Annotated in this window: 18 protein-coding genes; 13 read left to right on the forward strand and 5 right to left on the reverse strand. The window is 72.0% G+C overall.

What is annotated here, in order from left to right:
* The first annotated feature begins 42 nt into the window (after positions 1-42).
* From AC2XR2_RS33235 to AC2XR2_RS33255, 5 genes are all read left to right on the forward strand, one after another.
* The gene (locus AC2XR2_RS33235; RefSeq protein WP_491517039.1) at positions 43-4,293 is read left to right on the forward strand and encodes a bifunctional nitrate reductase/sulfite reductase flavoprotein subunit alpha; all 4,251 of its coding nucleotides are present in this window, start codon (positions 43-45) and stop codon (positions 4,291-4,293) included.
* A gap of 48 nt (positions 4,294-4,341) precedes the next feature.
* Entirely contained in the window at positions 4,342-5,064 is a 723-nt protein-coding gene (locus AC2XR2_RS33240; RefSeq protein WP_491517040.1) for a hypothetical protein, read from the forward strand.
* A gap of 39 nt (positions 5,065-5,103) precedes the next feature.
* Positions 5,104-5,838 (forward strand): YcnI family protein, encoded by a 735-nt coding sequence (locus AC2XR2_RS33245; RefSeq protein ID WP_491517041.1) that lies wholly within the window; start codon positions 5,104-5,106, stop codon positions 5,836-5,838.
* Positions 5,839-5,904: 66 nt separating this feature from the next.
* A complete protein-coding gene (locus tag AC2XR2_RS33250) occupies positions 5,905-6,585 on the forward strand; it encodes a hypothetical protein (protein WP_381303697.1) in 681 nt (226 codons plus the stop codon).
* Positions 6,586-6,765: 180 nt separating this feature from the next.
* Positions 6,766-7,350: a sigma-70 family RNA polymerase sigma factor gene (locus tag AC2XR2_RS33255; protein ID WP_381303698.1), complete on the forward strand. Its 585-nt coding sequence runs from the start codon at positions 6,766-6,768 to the stop codon at positions 7,348-7,350.
* An 81-nt stretch (positions 7,351-7,431) separates the two neighbouring features.
* Here the strand turns inward: AC2XR2_RS33255 and AC2XR2_RS33260 are convergent, their stop codons facing one another.
* On the reverse strand, positions 7,432-10,563 hold the full coding sequence (locus AC2XR2_RS33260) for an FAD-binding and (Fe-S)-binding domain-containing protein (RefSeq protein ID WP_491517042.1): 3,132 nt from the start codon (positions 10,561-10,563) through the stop codon (positions 7,432-7,434).
* A 59-nt stretch (positions 10,564-10,622) separates the two neighbouring features.
* Positions 10,623-11,105, reverse strand: a complete 483-nt coding sequence (locus AC2XR2_RS33265; RefSeq protein ID WP_491517043.1) for a MarR family winged helix-turn-helix transcriptional regulator — start codon at positions 11,103-11,105, stop codon at positions 10,623-10,625.
* An 83-nt stretch (positions 11,106-11,188) separates the two neighbouring features.
* Between AC2XR2_RS33265 and AC2XR2_RS33270 the strand changes: the two genes are divergently transcribed.
* Positions 11,189-11,704, forward strand: a complete 516-nt coding sequence (locus AC2XR2_RS33270) for a YceI family protein (RefSeq protein ID WP_491517044.1) — start codon at positions 11,189-11,191, stop codon at positions 11,702-11,704.
* On the opposite strand, the gene AC2XR2_RS33275 is transcribed toward AC2XR2_RS33270, so the two are convergent.
* On the reverse strand, positions 11,685-13,355 hold the full coding sequence (locus AC2XR2_RS33275) for a hypothetical protein (RefSeq protein ID WP_381303703.1): 1,671 nt from the start codon (positions 13,353-13,355) through the stop codon (positions 11,685-11,687). The two genes, AC2XR2_RS33270 and AC2XR2_RS33275, sit on opposite strands and share 20 nt — an antisense overlap.
* Positions 13,356-13,622: 267 nt before the next feature.
* On the opposite strand from AC2XR2_RS33275, the gene AC2XR2_RS33280 reads away from it, so the two are divergent.
* The 4 genes from AC2XR2_RS33280 (at position 13,623) to AC2XR2_RS33295 (ending at position 16,282) form a co-directional block, all read left to right on the forward strand.
* A complete protein-coding gene (locus tag AC2XR2_RS33280) occupies positions 13,623-14,012 on the forward strand; it encodes a cell division protein SepF (RefSeq protein ID WP_330263920.1) in 390 nt (129 codons plus the stop codon).
* A gap of 130 nt (positions 14,013-14,142) precedes the next feature.
* Positions 14,143-15,339: an AAA family ATPase gene (locus AC2XR2_RS33285; protein WP_491517045.1), complete on the forward strand. Its 1,197-nt coding sequence runs from the start codon at positions 14,143-14,145 to the stop codon at positions 15,337-15,339.
* A complete protein-coding gene (locus AC2XR2_RS33290; protein ID WP_381303708.1) occupies positions 15,336-15,662 on the forward strand; it encodes a nucleotide pyrophosphohydrolase in 327 nt (108 codons plus the stop codon). Before AC2XR2_RS33285 ends, AC2XR2_RS33290 begins: the two co-directional genes overlap by 4 nt.
* A gap of 155 nt (positions 15,663-15,817) precedes the next feature.
* Positions 15,818-16,282: a DUF6099 family protein gene (locus AC2XR2_RS33295; RefSeq protein WP_330263917.1), complete on the forward strand. Its 465-nt coding sequence runs from the start codon at positions 15,818-15,820 to the stop codon at positions 16,280-16,282.
* Positions 16,283-16,579: 297 nt separating this feature from the next.
* On the opposite strand, the gene AC2XR2_RS33300 is transcribed toward AC2XR2_RS33295, so the two are convergent.
* Positions 16,580-16,735 carry a hypothetical protein gene (locus tag AC2XR2_RS33300; RefSeq protein WP_491517046.1) on the reverse strand — a complete coding sequence of 52 codons (156 nt, stop codon included), beginning with the start codon at positions 16,733-16,735 and terminating at the stop codon, positions 16,580-16,582.
* 575 nt (positions 16,736-17,310) lie between these two features.
* On the opposite strand from AC2XR2_RS33300, the gene AC2XR2_RS33305 reads away from it, so the two are divergent.
* Complete coding sequence (locus AC2XR2_RS33305; protein WP_491517047.1) at positions 17,311-17,496, forward strand: hypothetical protein; 186 nt, start codon at positions 17,311-17,313, stop codon at positions 17,494-17,496.
* A 587-nt stretch (positions 17,497-18,083) separates the two neighbouring features.
* The gene (locus AC2XR2_RS33310) at positions 18,084-18,713 is read left to right on the forward strand and encodes a hypothetical protein (RefSeq protein ID WP_491517048.1); all 630 of its coding nucleotides are present in this window, start codon (positions 18,084-18,086) and stop codon (positions 18,711-18,713) included.
* A gap of 104 nt (positions 18,714-18,817) precedes the next feature.
* On the opposite strand, the gene AC2XR2_RS33315 is transcribed toward AC2XR2_RS33310, so the two are convergent.
* Positions 18,818-19,000, reverse strand: a complete 183-nt coding sequence (locus AC2XR2_RS33315; RefSeq protein ID WP_491517049.1) for a hypothetical protein — start codon at positions 18,998-19,000, stop codon at positions 18,818-18,820.
* Positions 19,001-19,221: 221 nt separating this feature from the next.
* On the opposite strand from AC2XR2_RS33315, the gene AC2XR2_RS33320 reads away from it, so the two are divergent.
* Entirely contained in the window at positions 19,222-20,145 is a 924-nt protein-coding gene (locus AC2XR2_RS33320) for an LLM class F420-dependent oxidoreductase (RefSeq protein ID WP_449353267.1), read from the forward strand.
* Positions 20,146-20,187 lie beyond the last annotated feature (42 nt).

The raw sequence follows: 20,187 nt of genomic DNA on the forward strand, positions 1-20,187 counted from the left end.
GCGGTGTAACTCCTGATGAACGGCTCGGGAGACATCTGCGTAATGGGTGTTTCGTACGGTCGACGGAGATCGAACCGGCTGAGCTCAGGAGGCGTGCCCGTGGTGCGGACGGTCTGCTCGTACTGCGGTGTGGGCTGCGGCCTGGTCCTCGACATCGGCATGGGCCCGGACGGACGGCGTACGGTCCTGAAGGCCTCCGGCGACAAGGAGCACCCGGCCAACTTCGGCAAGCTCTGCACCAAGGGGGCGACCACCGCCGACCTGCTCGCCGCTCCCGGCCGGCTGACCACGGCCCTGGTACGCCCCGAGCGCGGCGAGGAACCGGTGCCGCAGGCCGTCGGCACGGCGATCACCGAGACGGCCCGGCGGCTGCGGGAGATCGTCGACGAGCACGGCCCCGACGCGGTCGCGCTCTACGTGTCCGGGCAGATGAGCCTGGAGGCGCAGTACCTGGCGAACAAGCTGGCCAAGGGCTTCCTGCGCACCAACCAGATCGAGTCGAACTCCCGGCTGTGCATGGCCAGCGCCGGCACCGGCTACAAGCTGTCCCTCGGCGCGGACGGTCCGCCCGGCTCGTACCAGGACTTCGAGAAGGCCGACCTTTTCCTCGTCATCGGCTCCAACACGGCCGACTGCCACCCCATCCTCTTCCTGCGCATGATGGAGCGGGTCAAGGCCTCGGGCGCCAAGGTGATCGTCGTCGACCCGCGGCGCACCGCCACCGCCGCGAAGGCCGACCTGTTCCTCCAGATCAAGCCCGGCGCCGACCTCGCCCTGCTGAACGGCCTGCTGCACCTCCTCCACGCCAACGGCGACACCGACCCGGACTTCATCGCCGCCCACACCGAGGGCTGGGAGGCGATGCCGGAGTTCCTGGCCGACTACACGCCCGCGGCGGTCGCCGAGATGACGGGCCTCGCGGAGGAGGACATCCGGGAGGCGGCGCGGCTCATCGGCGCCGCCGGTGAGTGGATGAGCCTGTGGACCATGGGCCTCAACCAGTCCACCCACGGCACCTGGAACACCAACGCCCTGGTCAACCTGCACCTCGCGACGGGCGCGATCTGCCGCCCCGGCAGCGGCCCCTTCTCCCTCACCGGCCAGCCCAACGCGATGGGCGGCCGCGAGATGGGCTACATGGGCCCGGGCCTGCCCGGCCAGCGCTCCGTCCTCGTCGACGACGAGCGGGCCTTCGTCGAGGAGCTCTGGGAGCTGCCCCCGGACACCCTGCGCGCCGACGGCGTCGGCAAGGGCACCGTCGAGCTGTTCCGGAAGATGGCCGACGGCGAGATCAAGGCCTGCTGGATCATCTGCACCAACCCGGTCGCCTCCGTCGCGGGCCGCCGTACCGTCATCGAGGGCCTGGAGGCCGCCGAGTTCGTCGTCACCCAGGACGTCTTCGCCGACACCGAGACCAACGCGTACGCCGACGTCGTGCTGCCCGGCGCGCTGTGGACCGAGGGCGAGGGCGTCTTCGTCAACAGCGAGCGCAACCTCACCCTGACCCCGGCCGTCGCCGACCCGCCCGGCGAGGCCATGGCGGACTGGCGGATCATCGCGGCCGTCGCCCGCGAGATGGGCTACGAGAAGGGCTTCTCGTACGACAGCGCCGAGCAGGTCTTCGAGGAGATCAAGCAGGCCTGGAACCCGAAGACCGGCTGGGACCTGCGCGGGGTCTCCTACGACCGGCTGCGGCGGACGCCCGTGCAGTGGCCCGCGGCGAGCGAGGACGGGCCCGACCGCAACCCGATCCGGTACGTGGGGGAGGACGGGACGCTCCGCTTCCCCACGGCGAGCGGGCGGGGCGTCTTCTTCGCCCGGCCTCACATCCCGCCGGCCGAGATGCCCGACGACGACTACCCCTTCGTCCTCAACACCGGGCGGCTCCAGCACCAGTGGCACACGCTGACCAAGACGGCCAAGGTGGCGAAGCTGAACAAGCTGAACCCCGGGCCCTTCGTCGAACTGCATCCCGAGGACGCCTCGGCACTGGGCGTGGTCGAAGGCGACTCCGTCGAGGTGGCCTCCCGGCGCGGGCGGGCCGTACTGCCCGCGGTCGTGACGGACCGGGTGCGGCCGGGGTGCTGCTTCGCGCCCTTCCACTGGAACGACCTCTTCGGGGAGTACCTCAGCGTCAACGCGGTGACGAGCGACGCGGTGGACCCGCTGTCGTTCCAGCCGGAGTTCAAGGTGTGCGCGGTGTCGCTGACGAAGGTGGCGGTACGGGCGCCTGCGGCGGGCTCGGCCGTGTCGACACCGGTTGCCGAGCCGGAAACCGCTTCGGTCGCCGTTGCCGCAGGCGTGTTCGGGCTCGCGCCGGCCCCGCCGCCAGTCCTCACCGCGCAGGAGCGCCAGTACCTGGTCGGCTTTCTCGCCGGGGTCCCGGCGGGCGCACCCGGAGTGCCGGTGCTGCCTCCCGACGCCCCCTTCAGCCCCGAGCACGCCCTGTGGGTCAACGGCACACTCGCCGGGATGTACTCACGGGCGACGACCACACAGCCCCTGACGACACAGCTCCCGGCCACACAGTCCCCGGCCGCACCCGCACCGGTGACGGTCCTGCGCCGCGAGGTCGTCATCCTGTGGGCCTCGCAGACCGGCAACGCCGAGGAGTTCGCGGCGGCCACCGCCGAGCGCCTCACCACCGTCGGCCACAGCACCTCCCTGGTCGGCATGGACCAGGCCGACCTCGGCCAACTGCCGCCCGGCGCCGATCTGTTGCTGATCACCAGCACCTTCGGCGACGGCGACGCCCCTGACAACGGCAGCGGCTTCTGGGATGCCCTGGCCGACCCCGGCACCCCCCGGCTGGAGGGCCGGCGGTACGCGGTACTGGCCTTCGGCGACTCGTCGTACGACGACTTCTGCGGGCACGGCCGCCGACTCGACCAGCGCCTCGACGAGCTGGGCGCGCTGCGGCTGGCCCCCCGCACGGACTGCGAACCGGACTTCGAGGACGCGGCACACGGCTGGCTGGACCAGGTCCTGACGGCACTGTCCGACACGGCCGGCTCCGGCCCGGAGGGGGCGGGGTCCGGTGTTTCCCGGTCGACGTCCGCTCAGGTCCGGCTCACCGCAACGCCCCTCCGTGGGACGCCCGTTGGCATGGAGCCCGGTTCCGTCGCGAGCCCGCCGGCCGCCCTCCCCGCCACCTCGCCGCCCCGCCCCAGGAAGCCCGTCCCCGTCCTCGCCCGCCTCACCGGCAACCGGCTGCTGAGCCTGCCCGGCGCCGGCAAGGAGGTCCGGCGGTTCACCTTCGACACCCGGGACGGCGAGACCCCGTTCCTGTACGACGCCGGCGACGCCCTCGGCATCCGTCCGCTCAACTCCGCGGACCTGGTCCAGGAATGGCTCGCGGTGACCGGCCTCGACGCCACGGCCGCCGTGGACGTGAACGGCGTCGGCGAGGTCCCGCTCGGCGAGGCGTTCCTGCGGCACCTGGACATCACCAGGATCACCCCCGCCCTGCTCCGCTTCGTCGCCGAACACACCCGTGACCCACGGGAGTTGAAGAAGCTGCTGCGCCCGGACAACAAGGACGAGCTGGCCAAGTGGGGCTGGGGCCGGCAGGCCGTGGACGTGATCACCGAGTACGGCGTGAAGGCCGCCCCGCAGGACTGGGCGCGGACCCTCGGACGCCTCCAGCCGCGGCTGTACTCCATATCGTCCAGCCCGCTGACCGACCCGCACCTCGTCTCGCTCACCGTCTCCGTCGTGCGCTACGAGAACCTGCGCGGCAAGCCCCGCCAAGGCGTCTGCTCACCCTTCCTGGCCGACGCCGCCGCGGGCACCCCGGTTCCCGTGCACGTCCAGCGCTCCCCGCACTTCCGCCCGCCGGCCGACTCCGCCACGCCGATGGTGATGGTCGGCCCCGGCACCGGCGTCGCCCCCTTCGTCGGCTTCCTGGAACAGCGCCGCGCCCTCGGCCAACGCGGCCCGAACTGGCTGTTCTTCGGGGAACAGCACCGGGCGACCGACTTCTACTACGAGGACGAGCTGAACGCCTTCCGCGCCGACGGGACCCTGACCCGCCTGGACACCGCCTTCTCCCGCGACCAGCGCGCCAAGGTCTACGTCCAGGACCGGATGCGCGAGCACGGCCCGCTGCTGTGGTCCTGGCTCCAGGACGGCGCCCACTTCTACGTGTGCGGGGACGCCTCCCGCATGGCCAAGGACGTCGACGAGGCGCTCAGGGACATCGCGGTCCTTCATGGCGGCCTGGACGAGGCGGGCGCGGCGGCGTACGTGAAGCAGCTCGCCACCGACAAGCGCTATGTGCGGGACGTCTACTGACCGAACCCCCGGGCGGGCACCGGGCCACACATGGGAGGATCGGTCGCCATGAGGGCATCCCCCGCGGTCCGCAGCCTGCGTGCGGCGGTGTTCGCCGCGCTGTGCGTGCTGCTGGCCGCCGGGGGACACACGCTGGCCACCGGCATGGCACCGCCGGTGTGGACACAGGCGGCCGGCTTCGCGCCGGTGTTCGCGGCCGGCTGGCTGCTCGGCGGCCGGGAACGCTCGCTCGGCTCCATCGGCGCCGCGACCCTCGCCTCCCAGGGCGGCCTGCACCTGGCCTTCGGCGCGGCGCACCCCCGCTCCATGAGGACGTCGTACGGCATGGCGACGCCCCACATGGCGATGCCGCACATGTCGGCGACGCACAGGTCGATTCCCCACATGTCGGCGACGCACATGTCGGTGACGCACGTGTCGGCGACGCACATGACCATGCAGGGCATGCGGATGATGCACTCCGCGGCACCGCCCCCGCACGTCCTCGCCGCGCACGCCATCACCCCCCACGCCACCGCGGCCCACCTCACCGCCGCCCTCCTGCTCACCTGGTGGCTGCGCCGCGGCGAGGCCGCCCTGTGGTCCCTCATGCGGCGGGCGGTCACCCTGCTGCCCGGCCTCGCGGCCTGGTGGCGGGGGTACGGCGAGCCGGCCGCCCCGGCCCCCGCACGTCCGGTCCCCGACCAGGGCACCCGCGCACCCCGCCCCCTCCTGCTCCGCCACACGGTCCACCGGCGCGGACCGCCCACGACGATCCCGTACGCGATCTGACCCCCGCACCCCTTTCCCCAGTACGGAGATCCCTCAGCCATGTCCCGAGCACACACCGCCCTGCGCCGCGCCGGCCTCGGCACCGCCCTCGCCGCCACCGCCGTCCTGACCGCCGCCGGCGTCGCCTCCGCGCACGTCACCGTCCACCCCGACAGCTACGCCAAGGGCGCCACGGACGGCGCCCTGAGCTTCCGTGTCCCCGACGAGAGCGACACCACGAGCACCACGAAGGTCCAGCTGTTCCTGCCCACCGACCACCCGCTGCTCGGCGTGCTCGTCTCCCCGCACGACGGCTGGACCGCCAAGGTCACCGACACCAAGCTGAAGACGCCGGTCAAGACGGACGACGGCACGATCACCGACGCGGTCTCCGAGATCACCTGGACCGGCGGGAGGATCGCCCCCGGTCACTACGAGGACTTCGACGTCGCCTTCGGCCAGCTCCCCGACGACACCGCCCAGTTGACCTTCAAGACCCTCCAGACCTACTCCGACGGAAAGGTCGTCCGCTGGATCGAGGAGGCCGCCAAGGGCGACGAGGAACCGGAGAACCCGGCGCCGGTCGTCAAGCTCACGGCCGCCACGACCACGTCGGACACCGCGGCCGCGTCGGGCACCGCGGCCCGGACCGCCTCGAAGACCTCGGCGGCCGCCTCCAAGGCCTCGGCGAGCGACTCCACCGCCCGCGGTCTCGGCGTCGCCGGGCTCGTCGTGGGCGTGCTGGGGCTGGCCGCCGGGGTCTTCGCCGTCGTGCGGGGCCGCCGGACGCGGTGAGCGGGAGCCGGTGGATTTCCGTACCCACAGGTGAAGGACGGTGCCCGGATGGGAGGATGAGGCGCCATGACAGCAGGGTGGGGTGCTCGCACAGTGCGGGCCGCGGTGTTCGCGGCCGTCTGTGTGCTGCTCGCCGCCCTGGGCCACGTCCTCATGTCCGGCGCCTCCGTGCCGACCGGGACACTGGCCGCGGGCCTGGCCGTGACCGGGTGCGCGGGCTGGTGTCTCGCGGGCCGTGAACGCGGCCTGCCGCTCATCGTGACCGTCGTGGTGGCCGCCCAGACGGCCCTGCACTCGGCGTTCTCCCTCGCGCAGTCCGCGTCGGCGGCGCAATCCGTACCGACGGCACAGCCCACACCCGCGACACCGGGCATGGGTTCGATGCACATGGAGTCCATGCACAGCAGTGGCATGGACTCCATGGACATGGCCCCCATGGGGACCTCGACGGGCGTCGGCGCCCTGTCGTTCTGGCTGCCGTTCGGGATGTACGCCGCCCACCTGCTCGCCGCGCTCCTCACCGGTCTCTGGCTGGCGTACGGCGAGAGGGCCGCGTTCCGCATCCTGCGGGCCGTGGCCGGATGGCTGGCGGCGCCGCTGCGGCTGCTCCTGCTCGCCCTGCCCGTCACCCCGCACCGCCCGCGGCTGCGGGCACGCCGCGCCCGCTCGCAGCGGGCCCCGCGGCTCCTCCTTCTCGGCCATGCGATCACCCATAGGGGGCCGCCCGTGGGGACCGCTGTCGCCTGACGACAGCTGGTGACCCGAGGCGCCCCTGAGCCCCTCGGGCCTCGGTCGTACGTCTCCGCGGACGCCAGGTGCCACGCAGCGCCCGGCGCCACGCGCCGTACGGCCGTCCCTCACCGGACCGCCGCGCACCCGGGTGCGCCGACGCGGTCCGGATCACGGCTGACCCGAGAAGGACACCTGGTGATCACTTCCGCCCTGCCCGCTCCCGCCGACCCCCGCGCCCGACGCGAGTCCGCCGACGCCTCGGCCACCGCGTGGGCGCTCGCCGCCCGCGCGGGCGACGCCGACGCCGTCGACCACTTCGTGCGCGCCCTGCACCGCGACGTCCTGCGCTATGTCTCCCACCTGTGCGGCGACCCCCAGGCCGTGGACGACCTGGCCCAGGACACGTTCCTGCGGGCGCTCGGCAGTCTGCACCGGTTCGAGGGACGGTCCTCGGCGCGGGCCTGGGTGCTGTCCATCGCCCGCCGCGCGGTAATCGACGGCTTCCGGCACGCGGCGGTGCGGCCCCGCCGGTACGACGGTGCCGACTGGCAGGCCGCGGTGGAGCGTGCGCAGCCTCGGGATGTGCTCGGCTTCGACGACGGGATAGTGCTGCTCGATCTGTTGGAGGCGTTGTCCGAGGAGCGGCGGGAGGCGTTCGTGCTCACGCAGATGCTGGGGCTGTCCTACGAGGAGGCGGCTGTGGTGAGTGGGTGTCCGGTGGGGACGGTTCGGTCCCGGGTGGCGCGGGCCAGGGCGGCGCTGACGGAACTGGTGGTCTGAGGTCCGTCGGCGGCCGCGGCGCCCTCGTGGCTGGTCGCGCCCACGCGGCGGTAGCCGCACGTTCACCACAGCCCCGCGCCCCTATAGGCGATTCCGGCGCCGCCCGTTCTGTATCAGCCCGGCCACTGCCAGGCCCGCCGAGCCTGCGCCGGCCAGAGCCAGCGCCCTCGCCGTCCGACTCGGCGGCGCCGGCCTCGCCCCCGGCGCCACCCCGTACGCACTGCCCGGCGCCCCCGGGATCGCGCTCGCCAGCAGTTCCGCCAGGTGGACCGCCTCGTGGCCGCCGCTGTCGAACTCGTGGATCTGGGTGCGGCAGCTGAAGCCGTCCGCCAGGACCACCGTCTCCGGGGGCTCCTCCCGCAGGCGGGGGAGGAGCACCCGCTCCGCGCAGGCCTCGCTGACCTCCAGATGGCCCGGTTCGAAGCCGAAGTTGCCGGCGAGACCGCAGCAGCCGGAGTCCAGTCGCTCGGCGTGGACACCCGCGCGGTGCAGGAGTTCTTGGTCGGCCTGCCAGTCCAGGACCGCGTGCTGGTGGCAGTGGACCTGGGCGAGAGCCTTCGCGGAGCGTTCCGGGACGTGCGGGGGCTCGTAGCCGGGGGAGTGCTCGGTGAGCAGCTCGGCGAGCGTCACCGTCCGGTCGCGCAGCCGCCGTACGTCCTGGTCGCCGGGGAACATCTCCGGCGCGTCCGAGCGGAACACGGCCGTGCAGCTCGGCTCCAGGCCGACCACCAGACCGCCCGCCCGGACGTGCTCGGCGAGACTGCGCACGGTCCGGCCCAACACCCGCTCAGCGGTGGCGAGTTGGCCCGTGGAGATCCAGGTCAGGCCGCAGCACAGCGGCTCCTCGGGAAGGACGACCCGCCAGCCCGCGTGTTCCATGAGCGTCACGGCCGCGCGGCCGATGTGCGGGTGGAAGTGGTCGGTGAAGGTGTCCGGCCACAGCAGGACGCTGCCGCGCTCCCCGTCGCCGTACGGCTCGTGACGGGCGAACCACTGCCGCAGGGTCTGACCGGCGAACAGCGGGACCTCACGGTTCTCGACCCCGGCGAGCGCCACGGCCGCCCTCGACAGGAGCGGGGTGTGGGTCAACGCGTTGACGAGCGGCCCGAGTCGGGCGCGCCCGACCACCTGCGCGACGGCGGGCAGCCAGCCCATGGAGAGGTGTGCGCGGGGCCGGCGCCACCACCGGCCCTCGTAGTGGTGGGAGAGGAACTCCGCCTTGTAGGTGGCCATGTCGACGTCCGCCGGGCAGTCCTTCTTGCAGCCCTTGCAGGCCAGGCACAGATCGAGGGCGTCCCGTACGGCCTCGGACCGCCAGCCGTCCCGGATCGCGCTGTCGCCGTGCCCGTCGAGCATCTCGAACAGCAGCCGGGCCCGTCCGCGGGTGGAGTGCTCCTCCTCGTGGGTGACCTGGTAGGACGGGCACATCACCGCGTCGCCGTCGGTGGTGTGCTGACGGCATTTCCCCACGCCCACACAGCGGTTGGCGGCCTCGGCGAAGGACCCGCCGTCGTGCGGGAAGCGGAAGTGCAGCTCGCGCGGGTCGTACGGGGCCCAGTCGCCGCCGAGGCGGAGGTTCTCGTCCAGCTTGTACAGCGTGGACGGCGTCACCACCTTGCCGGGGTTCATCCGGTCGAGCGGGTCGAAGACGGCCTTCACCTCACCGAAGGCGGTGACGAGCCGGTCCCCGAACATGCGTGGCAGCAGCTCGCCCCGGCTCTGTCCGTCGCCGTGCTCCCCGGACAGGGAGCCGCCGAACTCGACGACCAGGTCGGCGGCCCGCTCCATGAAGCGCCGGTAGGTGGCCACCCCGTCGGCGGAGTACAGGTCGAAGGGGATCCGGGTGTGGACACAGCCGTGGCCGAAGTGGCCGTAGAGACTGGGCCCGGTGTCGCTGAGGTAGCCGAACTCGTCGTACAGGCCCCGCAGTCGGCGCAGGTAGTCGCCGAGCCGTGCGGGCGGGACCGCGGAGTCCTCCCAGCCCTCGAAGGTGTCGGGGCGGCCCGGGAGGTGCGCGGTGGCGCCGAGTCCGGCCTCGCGGACCTGCCACAACTCCTGCTCGTGGGACGGGTCGTCGAGGAAGGCGACCTCGGGATCGTGCTCGGACCCGTGCAGACCGTCGAGCATCCGGTGGGCGTGCTCGTCGGCCTCCTGGAGGGTGTCGGCGCCGAACTGGGCCATCAAGAAGGCCCTGCCGTCCGGGAGTTCGGCGCGGGCCTCCGGGTTGAGACGCTTGATCCGCTCGTCCTCGATCAGCCGTGCGTCGAGGCCCTCCAGCGCGATCGGCTCGTACGGCAGGATGGCGGGGACGGCGTCGGCGGCCGTCTCGATGTCGGGGAACCCCAGGACGACCAGGGTGCGTTCCCTGACGACCGGCACCAGTTCCAGCTCCGCGCGCAGCACGGTGACGAGCGTCGACTCGCTGCCCACCAGCAACCCGGCGACGTCGAAGCCGTGTTCCGGGAGCAGGGAGTCGAGGTTGTAGCCGGAGACCCGGCGCGGGATGTCCGGGAAGCGGGCGCGGATCTCGTCGCCGTAGGCGTCGCGCAGAGCCCTCAACCGCCGGTACACGGAGGCCCGCAGGTCACCCTGCCGTTCGATCTCGGCGTACTCCTCGTCGCTGGTCTCCCCGCACCAGAACCGGGTGCCGTCGTACAACTGCACTTCCAGACGGGCGATGTTGTCGACGACCTTGCCGTACGCCTGCGCGGTGGCCCCGCAGGAGTTGTTGCCGATCATGCCGCCGATCGTGCAGTTGGCGTGGGTGGCCGGTTCGGGGCCGAACCGCAGTCCGGTCGGGGCGAGTTGGCGGTTGAGCTGGTCGAGGACGATCCCGGGTTGCACGACACAGGTGCGGGCGTCCTCGTCCACGGCCTCCACGCGGTCGCAGTACTTCGACCAGTCGATCACCACGGCCGTGTTGGTGCACTGTCCCGCCAGGCTGGTGCCGCCGCCCCGGGACAGCACCGGCGCGTCGTGCTTGCGGGCCACGGCCAGCGCCTCCGCGGCCGCCTCGGGGGTCCGGGGCACGACCACGCCGATCGGGGTCTGGCGGAAGTTCGAGGCGTCGGTCGAGTAGGCGGCCCGGCTGCCCGCGTCGAAGCGGACCTCGCCGTCGACCCTCTCGCGCAGCGCGCGTTCCAGGGCCGCGGTGTCCCGCGGGGGCGCGGCGGGCCGTCGTACGGCGGGAACGGGCAGGTCGGAGGTCGTCATGAACCCCTCCTTCGGTCGCGGCGCGGGCACCGGCCGGGTACCCGCGACCGCACCGACGACTACTCCGGTCCGGCCTCTCCGGCGAGCTCCGGCATCAGCGCGCACAGCGCCTCGCGCTGGTCGGGTCCCATGAACCGGGCCAGGGCCGCCTTGACCGTCTCGGCGAGGGTGCCGGAGGCGTCCTCGAGGAGGTTCCGCGCCTTCTCGGTGAGGGCCACCTCGACGCCCCGCTTGTCGCCGCAGACCGACTTCCGGGTGACGAGCCCCGCGTGCTGGAGACAGGCGATCTGGTAGGTGAGGCGGGTCTTGGGGCGGCCCAGCAGTTCGGCGATCCGCGTCATGCGCTGACCTTCCCGGGGGCCGGTGGCCAGCAGGCACAGGACCAGGAACTCGTCGTGCGAGACGTCGAGCCGTTCCTTGACCACGCCACGCAGCTCCTGCTCCACGGCTCCGGTCGCCGCCAGCATCAGCATCCAGGCGTGCAGCTCGGCGGGCAGGAGTCCGTCACCTGCGGCGGAGGGACAGTCGGAGTGGTCGGCCATGGATTCGATTCTACCCGTTGTCCAAATTTGAATAATCGGCTAGCGTACTGTCATCCAAATTTGGACTACCTGAGTGAGGAACCATGTCCGTCGCCGTCGAAACCGGAACCTGGCAGCTCGACCGGACCGCCACCACCGTCGCCCTGAAGCACAAGACGATGTGGGGCCTGGTCACGGTCAAGGGCGCCTTCGCCACCGTGGACGGTCAGGGCGAGGTACGGGCCGACGGGTCCGCCGTCGGCACCGTGACCCTGGACGCCGCCTCCCTCGACACCAAGAACGCCAAGCGCGACGAGCACCTGCGCGGCTCCGACTTCTTCGACGTCGCGAACCACCCCGAGATCACCTTCGCGGTGCGCAGCGCGGAACTGCGCGACGGCGACCAGGTGCACGTGATAGGCCAGCTGACCGTGCGCGGCATCAGCCGCCCGCAGTCCTTCACCGGCCGGATCAGCGACGCGAGCGCCGACGCGGTCACGGTGAACGCCGAGTTCTCGGTCGACCGCGACCAGTTCGGCCTGGGCTGGAACCAGCTGGGCATGATCCGCGGCCTGACCACGGTCGACGCCACGCTCCGCTTCAAGCGGTCGGCAGCGTGAGGTAGGCGCTCGACAGCGTCTGCGGCGAGGACGTGAACACGCGCAGCCGGACCTGCTGGTGCTGGTGCGGCAGCGCGTACGTCCCCTCGGGCGGCCGTAGTTCGTAGACGGCCGTGGCGTGGGCGGGCAGCGTCGCCGGACCCCGCAGCACCGAGAAGTACGGGTACATGCCCTGGCCCCGGGTGAGGGTGAAGTGGGGTGCGAGCGCCTCGTCGGCCGTGTTGGTGACCCGGAGGGTCAGCCTGGAGAGCGAGCGGGCGTCATGACGGACCCCGGCGACCTCCAGGCGCAGGGGCGGTGAGCCGGTGGCCGCCAGCGCCGCGCTCGCCAGGGCCGGGCTCAGCAGCAGCACGGCCGCGGCGATCCGCGCGGGACGCCGTGTCGCCCCGCCGAGCCGCCGCCCGAACGGCTGCCAGGCCCCCGCGAACTCCGCCGTCGGTGCGGTGACCGCCGCCGCCAGCCACAACGGGGTCATCATCAGGTAGTAGCCGTCCTGCGAACGCGTCGCCAGCCAGAACGCCAGCCACGGCAGCACGGTCGCCGCCGGACCGAGCCGGCGCACGAACAGCACGAACAGCGCCAGCAGACCGGCGAGCAGCAGCACACTGGCGTACCCGTACCAGTCGAGCCGGTCGCTGCCGTTCGTGAGGTACAGCGACACACCCACCAGGCCCTGGCCGTGCAGCACCGCGCCCTGGATCAGCGGCAGCACGATCCCCTTCAGCCACGCGACCGGCCGGCTCACGATGAAATACGTGTTGATCAGCAGCCATACGCCGGCGGCGACCCCGGCGAGCCGCAGCACCACCAGGCCCGCCGCCCGCGCGCCGAGCTCCCCGCGCCGCACGGCGTGGATCCCGGCCAGCAGGAACGGCGCGAGGAACCACGGCAGTTGCTGCGCCGCGCACGCCGCGCCCAGACAGGCCGCCTGCGCCACCCCGGCGGCACCCAGCCGCCCGCCCCGCCCGATCCGGGGCCAGCGCACCACCACCGGGATCATCAGGGCCAGCGCCAGGATCGCCGGGTAGCCGAGACGGGCGTACATGGTGAGCATCGAGAACCCCAGGCACGCCATGGTCGCCGCCGACCGCCACGGCACGGGCAGCAGCCACCACAGCACGACCGTGCCGACGAGCAGCGCGCCCGTGCTCATCGCTATGGCGGGCAGGCTGCCGTGCCCGAGCCACAGCAGGGGAGCGGTGAGCAGCGGGGCGAGCGGGGGATAGCCGTACGTGTAGTCGTAGCCGCCCGTGACCGTGGGCGTGAGTGCGATGCCCTTGCCGCCGAAGAGCCAGGGCCAGGGACGGCCGTAGATCCCGTGTCCGGCGACCAGGTCGCGCGCGGCCTGGGTGGTGAGGACGGACTCGTCGGAGCCGCGGTGGAACAGGACGAACGCGCACAGGGCCAGCGTCAGGCCGGTCACCAGGACGCACAGGTCCACGCGGGCCAGGGACCGTCGCTCGCGCACCACCAGGGCCAGCACGCCGCACACCAGGATCGAGGCGTAGCAGACCGAGATGACCGCGGCCACGGTGAGCCGGTGGGTGGCCGCCTGGGTCCACACCTCGCGGGTGCCGATGAGGAGGCTGACGTCCGCGAGCACCGTCAGGACGCGATGCCACTGCGTGGGGGGTTCAGGCTCGGCGGACACCGCCGGCCGGGTGGTCCGGCCGGGTGCCGACAGCTGAGTATCTGCCAGGGACACGGCATCGGACGCTAATCGGACCCGGTGAGCGGGGTGCGGTCGGAGGCCAAGAGTCCGGTGTGAGGCGGGTAAGACCCCTTTCGTCACGATGGGCGGGGGCGCCGGGGGCCGCCGGGACGGTCGCGGACCGTGTCGCTGTTGGGCCGAACGGGTGACTTGGCGTAAGAATTGGCCGGTGCAGGCAATGAAGGCGAGTCGGAGCGGGGGGAGCCGGTGAACAGGTACGACGTCACCGATGAACAGTGGGAGGGGCTCGCCCAGGTCGTTCCGTTGCGAGGACGGGACGCGTGGCCGTCCGCGGTCGACCACCGGTCCGTGCCGGAGGCCGAGACCGAGGCCCGGCGCCGTTTCGTCGTCCTGCGGATCAACGTCTTCGCGGACGCCCGCGAGGTCGCCGAGACCCTCATGGCGGGCATCCCGGTCCTCCTCGACCTCACCGGCGCGGAGACGGACGTCGCCAAACGCGTCCTCGACTTCAGCACGGGCGTCGTCTTCGGCCTGGCCAGCGGGATGCACCGGGTGGACCGGAACGTCTTCCTGCTGACGCCCGCCGGGACCGAGGTGACGGGGTTGATGGAGGGGGCGGGGATGCCGGGGGTGTAGCCCGGCGGGTGTGGGAGGGGGCGGCGCGTGGCCCTCCCGGTTCGTACCGGCGCGTGGCCTGTTCGCTCGATCGTGGGAAGGCCGGCGGGCAGGAACGGTTCGCCCGCGGGCGGAGTCCTACCGTCCGGATATGCGCGTGCCCCCCACCTCCTCCGTCGTCCCTGCCCAGTCGCCCTCCCCGTTCGCGGAGCCGGCGCAGGAGGCCGTGCGGCGTCCCGACCGGCCCTGTCTCACCGAACTGCGGCTCTCCGCGTACGCCAACCACCGCAGGGCCGGATTACCGATCGGGCCGCTGACCCTGTTCACCGGCCCCAGCGGAAGCGGCAAGACCAGCGCGCTCCGGGCCTACGAGGCCCTCGCGCGGCTCGGCGGCGGCGCGAACCTCGTCGAGGCGTTCCCCGACCCCGTCGCCTGCGTCCCCGACCGCGCCCGCCCCGACGCCCAGCGCCGCCGGGGCTTCCGGATCGGCTGCACCGCCGACGGCCCCGAAGGGCCGGTCCGTCTCGACGTCGCCGTCCAGGCCGAGCCCCACCTGCGCGTCGTGGGCGAGCGGTTGACGTCCGGCGGGCTCGTCCTCCTGGAGACCGCCCTGCGCGACCCCGCCCGCCGCGCCGTCCAGGCCGCCTGGCACACCGCGGGCTCCGCCCCGGTCACCCGCGCCCCGCTCCCCGACGACCAACTCGGCACCGCCCTGCTGCCGTTGCGGGTGGCGGGCAAGACGGACGGACAGCGGCGCGTCCTCGCCGCCGCCGAGCAGATGGTCGTCGCCCTGCGCTCCGTCTTCGGCTGCGACCCACGCCCCGGCCGCATGCGCCTGCCCGTCCGGACCGGCTCCGGACGCCTGCTGGGCGGCTGCGACAACCTCGCCGACGTCCTGTGGCGCACCCGCGCGGAGTGCGGCCGACGGCACGCGCAACTCGTCGCCGCGGTGCGCGCCGGATGCGCGGGGCCCGTCGCCGACGTCCTCGCCGAGCCCGTGCTCACCGGGGCGGTCCGGGCCCTGCTCGACCGCGGGGACGGCAGCCGTACGGAGCTCGGGCGGCTGGGGGACGGCGAGTTGAGGTACCTCGCCCTGGCGCTCGTGCTGCTCACCGGGCCCGGCGTGCTGGAGGTCGACCCGGCCGGCGAGGTGCCGGCGGCCCTGCAGACCCTCACCGTCCTCGCCGACAACCTCGACCGCGGACTCGACGTACGGCAGCGGGCCGAACTGCTCCGACTGGCCCTGCGGATGTGCGAACGCGGACACATCCGGCTCGTCGGCGCGGTGAGCGACGCCTCGTGGGCCGCCGGGACGGACGGCGTCACGGTGGTACACCTGGAGCCGTGACAGAACCTCTCGACGTGGCGGCGCTGCAACGCCGGCTGGCCGAATTCGCGGCGGCCCGCGACTGGCAGCCGTACCACACCCCCAAGAACCTCGTCTCCGCGCTCAGCGTGGAGGCCTCCGAACTGGTCGAGATCTTCCAGTGGTTGACGCCCGAGCAGTCGGCGCGGGTCATGGAGGACCCCGACACCGCGCACCGCGTCACGGACGAGATCGCCGACGTGCTCGCGTATCTGCTCCAGCTGTGCGAGGTCCTCGGAGTCGATCCCCTGGCCGCGCTGTCCGCGAAGATCGACCGCAACGAGCGACGGTTTCCCGCGCCGTGAGGAGCGATCCACTCCTCTTTCACTCTCCGTGATAGAAGCGTGGTCTGAAATCGATTTGTTGTCCACAAATTTCCGCCCACCTCTGGCTTTTCGTTCCGAGCGACCTCACTCTGGGTAGTGAACAAGGGAGTTCGGGCGACAGACGGGGGCAGCCGATGGACGCGGTGCGGCTCATCGTGACGAGCAGACGTGCCCTGGCCGGGGGCGGCGAGGCGCCTCAGGTCATGGCCGAGGTGTGGCAGGCGCAAGCCCTGGCCCAGGCGATAGGGAGCCGCCTCGCGGTCGCCGGACCGCCCGAACTGCGGGGCGAGGCCCTGGGATTGACCGAACTGGCGGGGCGGGGCTGCGGGGTCCTGGAGCGTCCCGACATCGCCCTGGCGGAGCTGCGGGCCGCCCAGCTCACCGACCTCGGCGACGCCCGCCAGGCCCTCCTCTACCTCGGCGGCCTCCTCGGCGAGGTCGGCATAGCCCTGGTCGGCCTCGCCTGCGCGGCGGACGACGAGACGACGTACTGGCAGTGCATGGAGGCGATCGACGCGGCGGACGAGTCACGGGACCGGGTGCTGCAGATGCTGCGAAGACTGGCGGACCGGGGGGAGGAGTTGCCGGAGGCGGGGTGAGTTCTCGGCCGCGGGTGGGTGGGGGCTGGTCGCGCCCACGTGGCGGTAGCCGCAGATTCAGTACAGCCCCGCGCCCCCAGGCAGGTGGGTACAGCCCGTGTGTGCCCGGCTGTACCCACCTTTCTTGGGGGCGCGGGGAACTGCGCGACCAGCCACGACGGACCCGCAGCCGCCCGGCCACGGAACCTCAGCCCGCCTCCTCCTCGCCACCCCACGCAGTGCGCCCTGGGCGCTCCCGGACAAGATCGACCATGTCCCGGCGCTGCCGGGGACTGATGAAGATCACCCTCGCGCCGCTCACGACTGTCCAGCCGCGACCAGGTGATCGGCGATCGCCTCACGGACGTCATCCGGCAGGCCACGGATCAACTCGCCGAGGCTGCGCGGGCCCTGCGGCAGCCACCACTGCCGGACCAGCTCCCCGGCCCCGACGCCGTGTCGCGCGCGTCGCACGAGGCGCGCTGGACTCCTCCGTCGCCGGTCAAGCGACGGCTCAGGCCCGTCGGCGGGGCACGTTCCGGAGCAAGCGGCCACTACGTGTGCACCTGCCCGAACCCGCTGGAGTGCGACACGTACCGCCCGCCTGGATCGCCCGGTGATTCAAGTGATTCAAGGTGATTTACCGGTGGTTCAAATCACTTGAGGAGTGGTGGTTCAGCCCTTTAGGGCGCCACCACCGGAAAGCGCAGGTCAAAGGTCTGAATCACCTGAAGGGGCGGCGGAGTGATTCAAACCACCCCGCCGCCCCGCACACCACCGCCCTGAGCCCCCCTTGCCGGCTCACCTCATGAGCCCCACTCGCCCCACCCGTCCGAGCACTGGAGACCGAACATCACCAGTCCGCTCCAGCTCGACCGTGACCGGGAGGCGCGTGCCGTCCGGGACGCCGAGATCTACCGCCTGAAAGTCGCCGGGTCGACCGAGCGGGCCGTCGCCACCCGGTACGGCCTGGAAGGCTCCACGGTGCACGAGATCATCGACAAGGCCCCCGGGACCTGCTGACACCGGGGGCCGAGGCGCTGGGGCAGATGGAGGCGGACCCGCTGGACGACGCCCGCCGGGCCGCCTCCACCGTCCGCTCGCGACGGCTGTTCGGCCTGGACGCCCCGAAGCAGCTGAACATTGCGCTGGACAAGCGGATCGACGATGAGTCGGCCGACATCGCCGAGGGGCTCCTCAGGGTGATCCCGGAGTTCTGGACGCCGTGGACGTAGACGGCACTTTCCGCGCCCGGTCGCCACTTACGCACTGGAGCTGGCTCCGCAGCCTGAACGGCGAGGACCCCGGCGCTCCACGTCCCGAGGCGCCCTGGCCGCAGCTCGCCCTGCCCCGGGCCCGTCCGCCGCTCGGCCGGACGACGCACCCCCGCCCCGGTACCGGGAGCCGGACAGCGTGGACCGCGTGCTGCGCGAACTGGCGAAGACCCAGGACGAGTTGGGAGACTGCTCACCGAGGGAGATGACGACGGACCTGAGGACGATCAAGAAGCGGTTGCGTGAGCTGGCCGCCGACCCGGACCGCCCTGGCGCGGGTAGAGCTTCAGCGGCTGCAGGGTGAGTTGCTGTGTGTACGCGGCCGTACCGGCGTGGCGGAGCCTGCGGCGGAGCCGACCGTGGCACCCCTGATCGGGCTGACCGAGCAGGATTGAAGCGATCAAGACGTGGCCGCCCGAACTCCGCCCCCGGCTGCGGGGCGACGCCCTGACACATGTCATCCTGCCGTGGCAGGACTGACGCACCAACTTCCGTTTCGCACCGTGGCGTTCACCCATGCGGGGCAAGTCCGTACATACGATCTCACCATGGCATTGGAACCTGTCGAGGCCACCCTGATCGTCGGGGCAGTCGGCCTCCTCGGGACGGCGTCTGCCGTTCTCATCACTCACCGGCTGACCCGTCATCGGGATCGCCGGCACCGCGTGTGGGACCGTCGGATGGACACCTACCAGGAGGTGTTGCGCACCCGCCGGTTCCTGGCTCAGCACCGGGCGGACGTGCTACGTGCCCGGTCGGCCCGGTCGACCATTATCGACTCTGAGGGCGAATTCAAGGCGTTCCTGCTGACGCAGGCTCAGTTGGACATGTTCGGCTCGCCCGAGATCAGGGCCCTGGACACTTTCACTTTGGCAGCGTTCAACCACTGGACCCGTGCCTTGTCGGAGTGGAGTGATCTGCACGCCCGTGCTACTGCCCACTACAACGACAAGGACATGTGGGAGGAGGCCGACAAGAAGTGGGCGGAACTCGAAGAGTTCTCGAAGACTGTCGACCTGGCTGACCGGCGGCTGGCTGAAGCGATCCGAGAAGAGGCGGAGTTCAGGGACTACCTGAAGATCCCGTGGTGGCAGCGCTTCAAGACGGGGTTGCAGCGGCTCCGTGTCCGACGCAGGCAGGTCGTGGCCGCAGCGGCTACTCCAGCGCCTCCGGACTGAGTACGCTCGGAAGCGGCTCGTTGACCTAGGTGTCTAATAAACGTTGACGAGGCGGTTCGAATGCCTAGGAATCGCGGCCCGTGACGGGCCGCGATTACGCTCGATTAGCGGTCGCTAATCTCTCCTGACCAAGTCTGATCTGCCTTGGATTCCATGGGGGAAACACCCGCTTCGATCTCAAGCGCCGACAGATCCGCGTTCAGTGCCGCCATCAACTCCTCCATCTGCTGCAACAACCCCTTCGGCTGCCCAGCCCCCGCAGTCAGCGGCACGGTTTCTTCGGACATGACGGCCTCCTCGGCCCAAGGACCCACGCGGGTATCGGATGACGCACCGGCGACGACAAGCCGGCTCCGCCCGAGCCAACGATCACCAAAGGGCCCGGTCACTGGCACGGCCGCCCCTCGCGCAGGCCGTGGACGAATTTCACCCGACCGGGGACGGCGGTGCCGCGGAGGTCACAGGGGCCCGTGAGGCCACAGCGCACTCCTGCGTGCAGGATGGAGACATGGATCTCCGCATCTTCACCGAGCCCCAGCAGGGCGCGAGCTACGACACCCTCCTCACCGTCGCCAAGGCCACCGAGGACCTCGGTTTCGACGCCTTCTTCCGCTCCGACCACTATCTGAAGATGGGCGACGGCGACGGCCTCCCCGGCCCCACCGACGCCTGGATCACCCTCGCCGGCCTCGCCCGTGAGACCAAGCGCATCCGCCTCGGCACCCTGATGACCGCCGCCACCTTCCGGCTGCCCGGCGTGCTCGCCATCCAGGTCGCCCAGGTCGACCAGATGTCCGGCGGCCGCGTCGAACTGGGCCTGGGCGCGGGCTGGTTCGAGGAGGAGCACCAGGCGTACGGCATCCCGTTCCCGAAGGAGAAGTTCCCGCGGCTCGAGGAGCAGCTGGAGATCGTCACCGGGCTGTGGGCCACCGAGCCCGGCGACACCTTCGACTTCCACGGCAAGCACTACGACCTCACAAAGTCGCCCGCGCTACCCAAGCCCGCCCAGGACAGGATCCCCGTGCTGATCGGCGGCCACGGTGCGACGAGGACCCCGCGTCTGGCCGCCCGCTACGCCGACGAGTTCAACATGCCGTTCGCCTCGGTCGAGGACAGCGAGACCCAGTTCGGCCGGGTCCGTGCCGCCGCCCAGGAGGCGGGCCGCGCGGCCGACGCGATCACCTTCTCCAACGCCCTCGTCGCCTGCGTCGGCAAGGACGACCAGGAGGTCGCCCGCCGCGCCGCCGCGATCGGCCGCGAGGTCGACGAGCTCAAGGCCAACGGCCTGGCCGGCACCCCCGCCGAGGTCGTCGACAAGATCGGCCGCTATGCCGCCGTGGGCTCCCGCCGCGTCTACCTCCAGATCCTCGACCTCGACGACCTGGACCACCTGGAGCTGATCTCCGCCCAGGTCCAGTCGCAGCTGTCGTAAATCGAAGGCACTGGTCACAGCGCCTGTGCGAAGCTGAGGACG

The sequence above is a fragment of the Streptomyces sp. LS-MS-L19 genome, assembly GCF_058382285.1.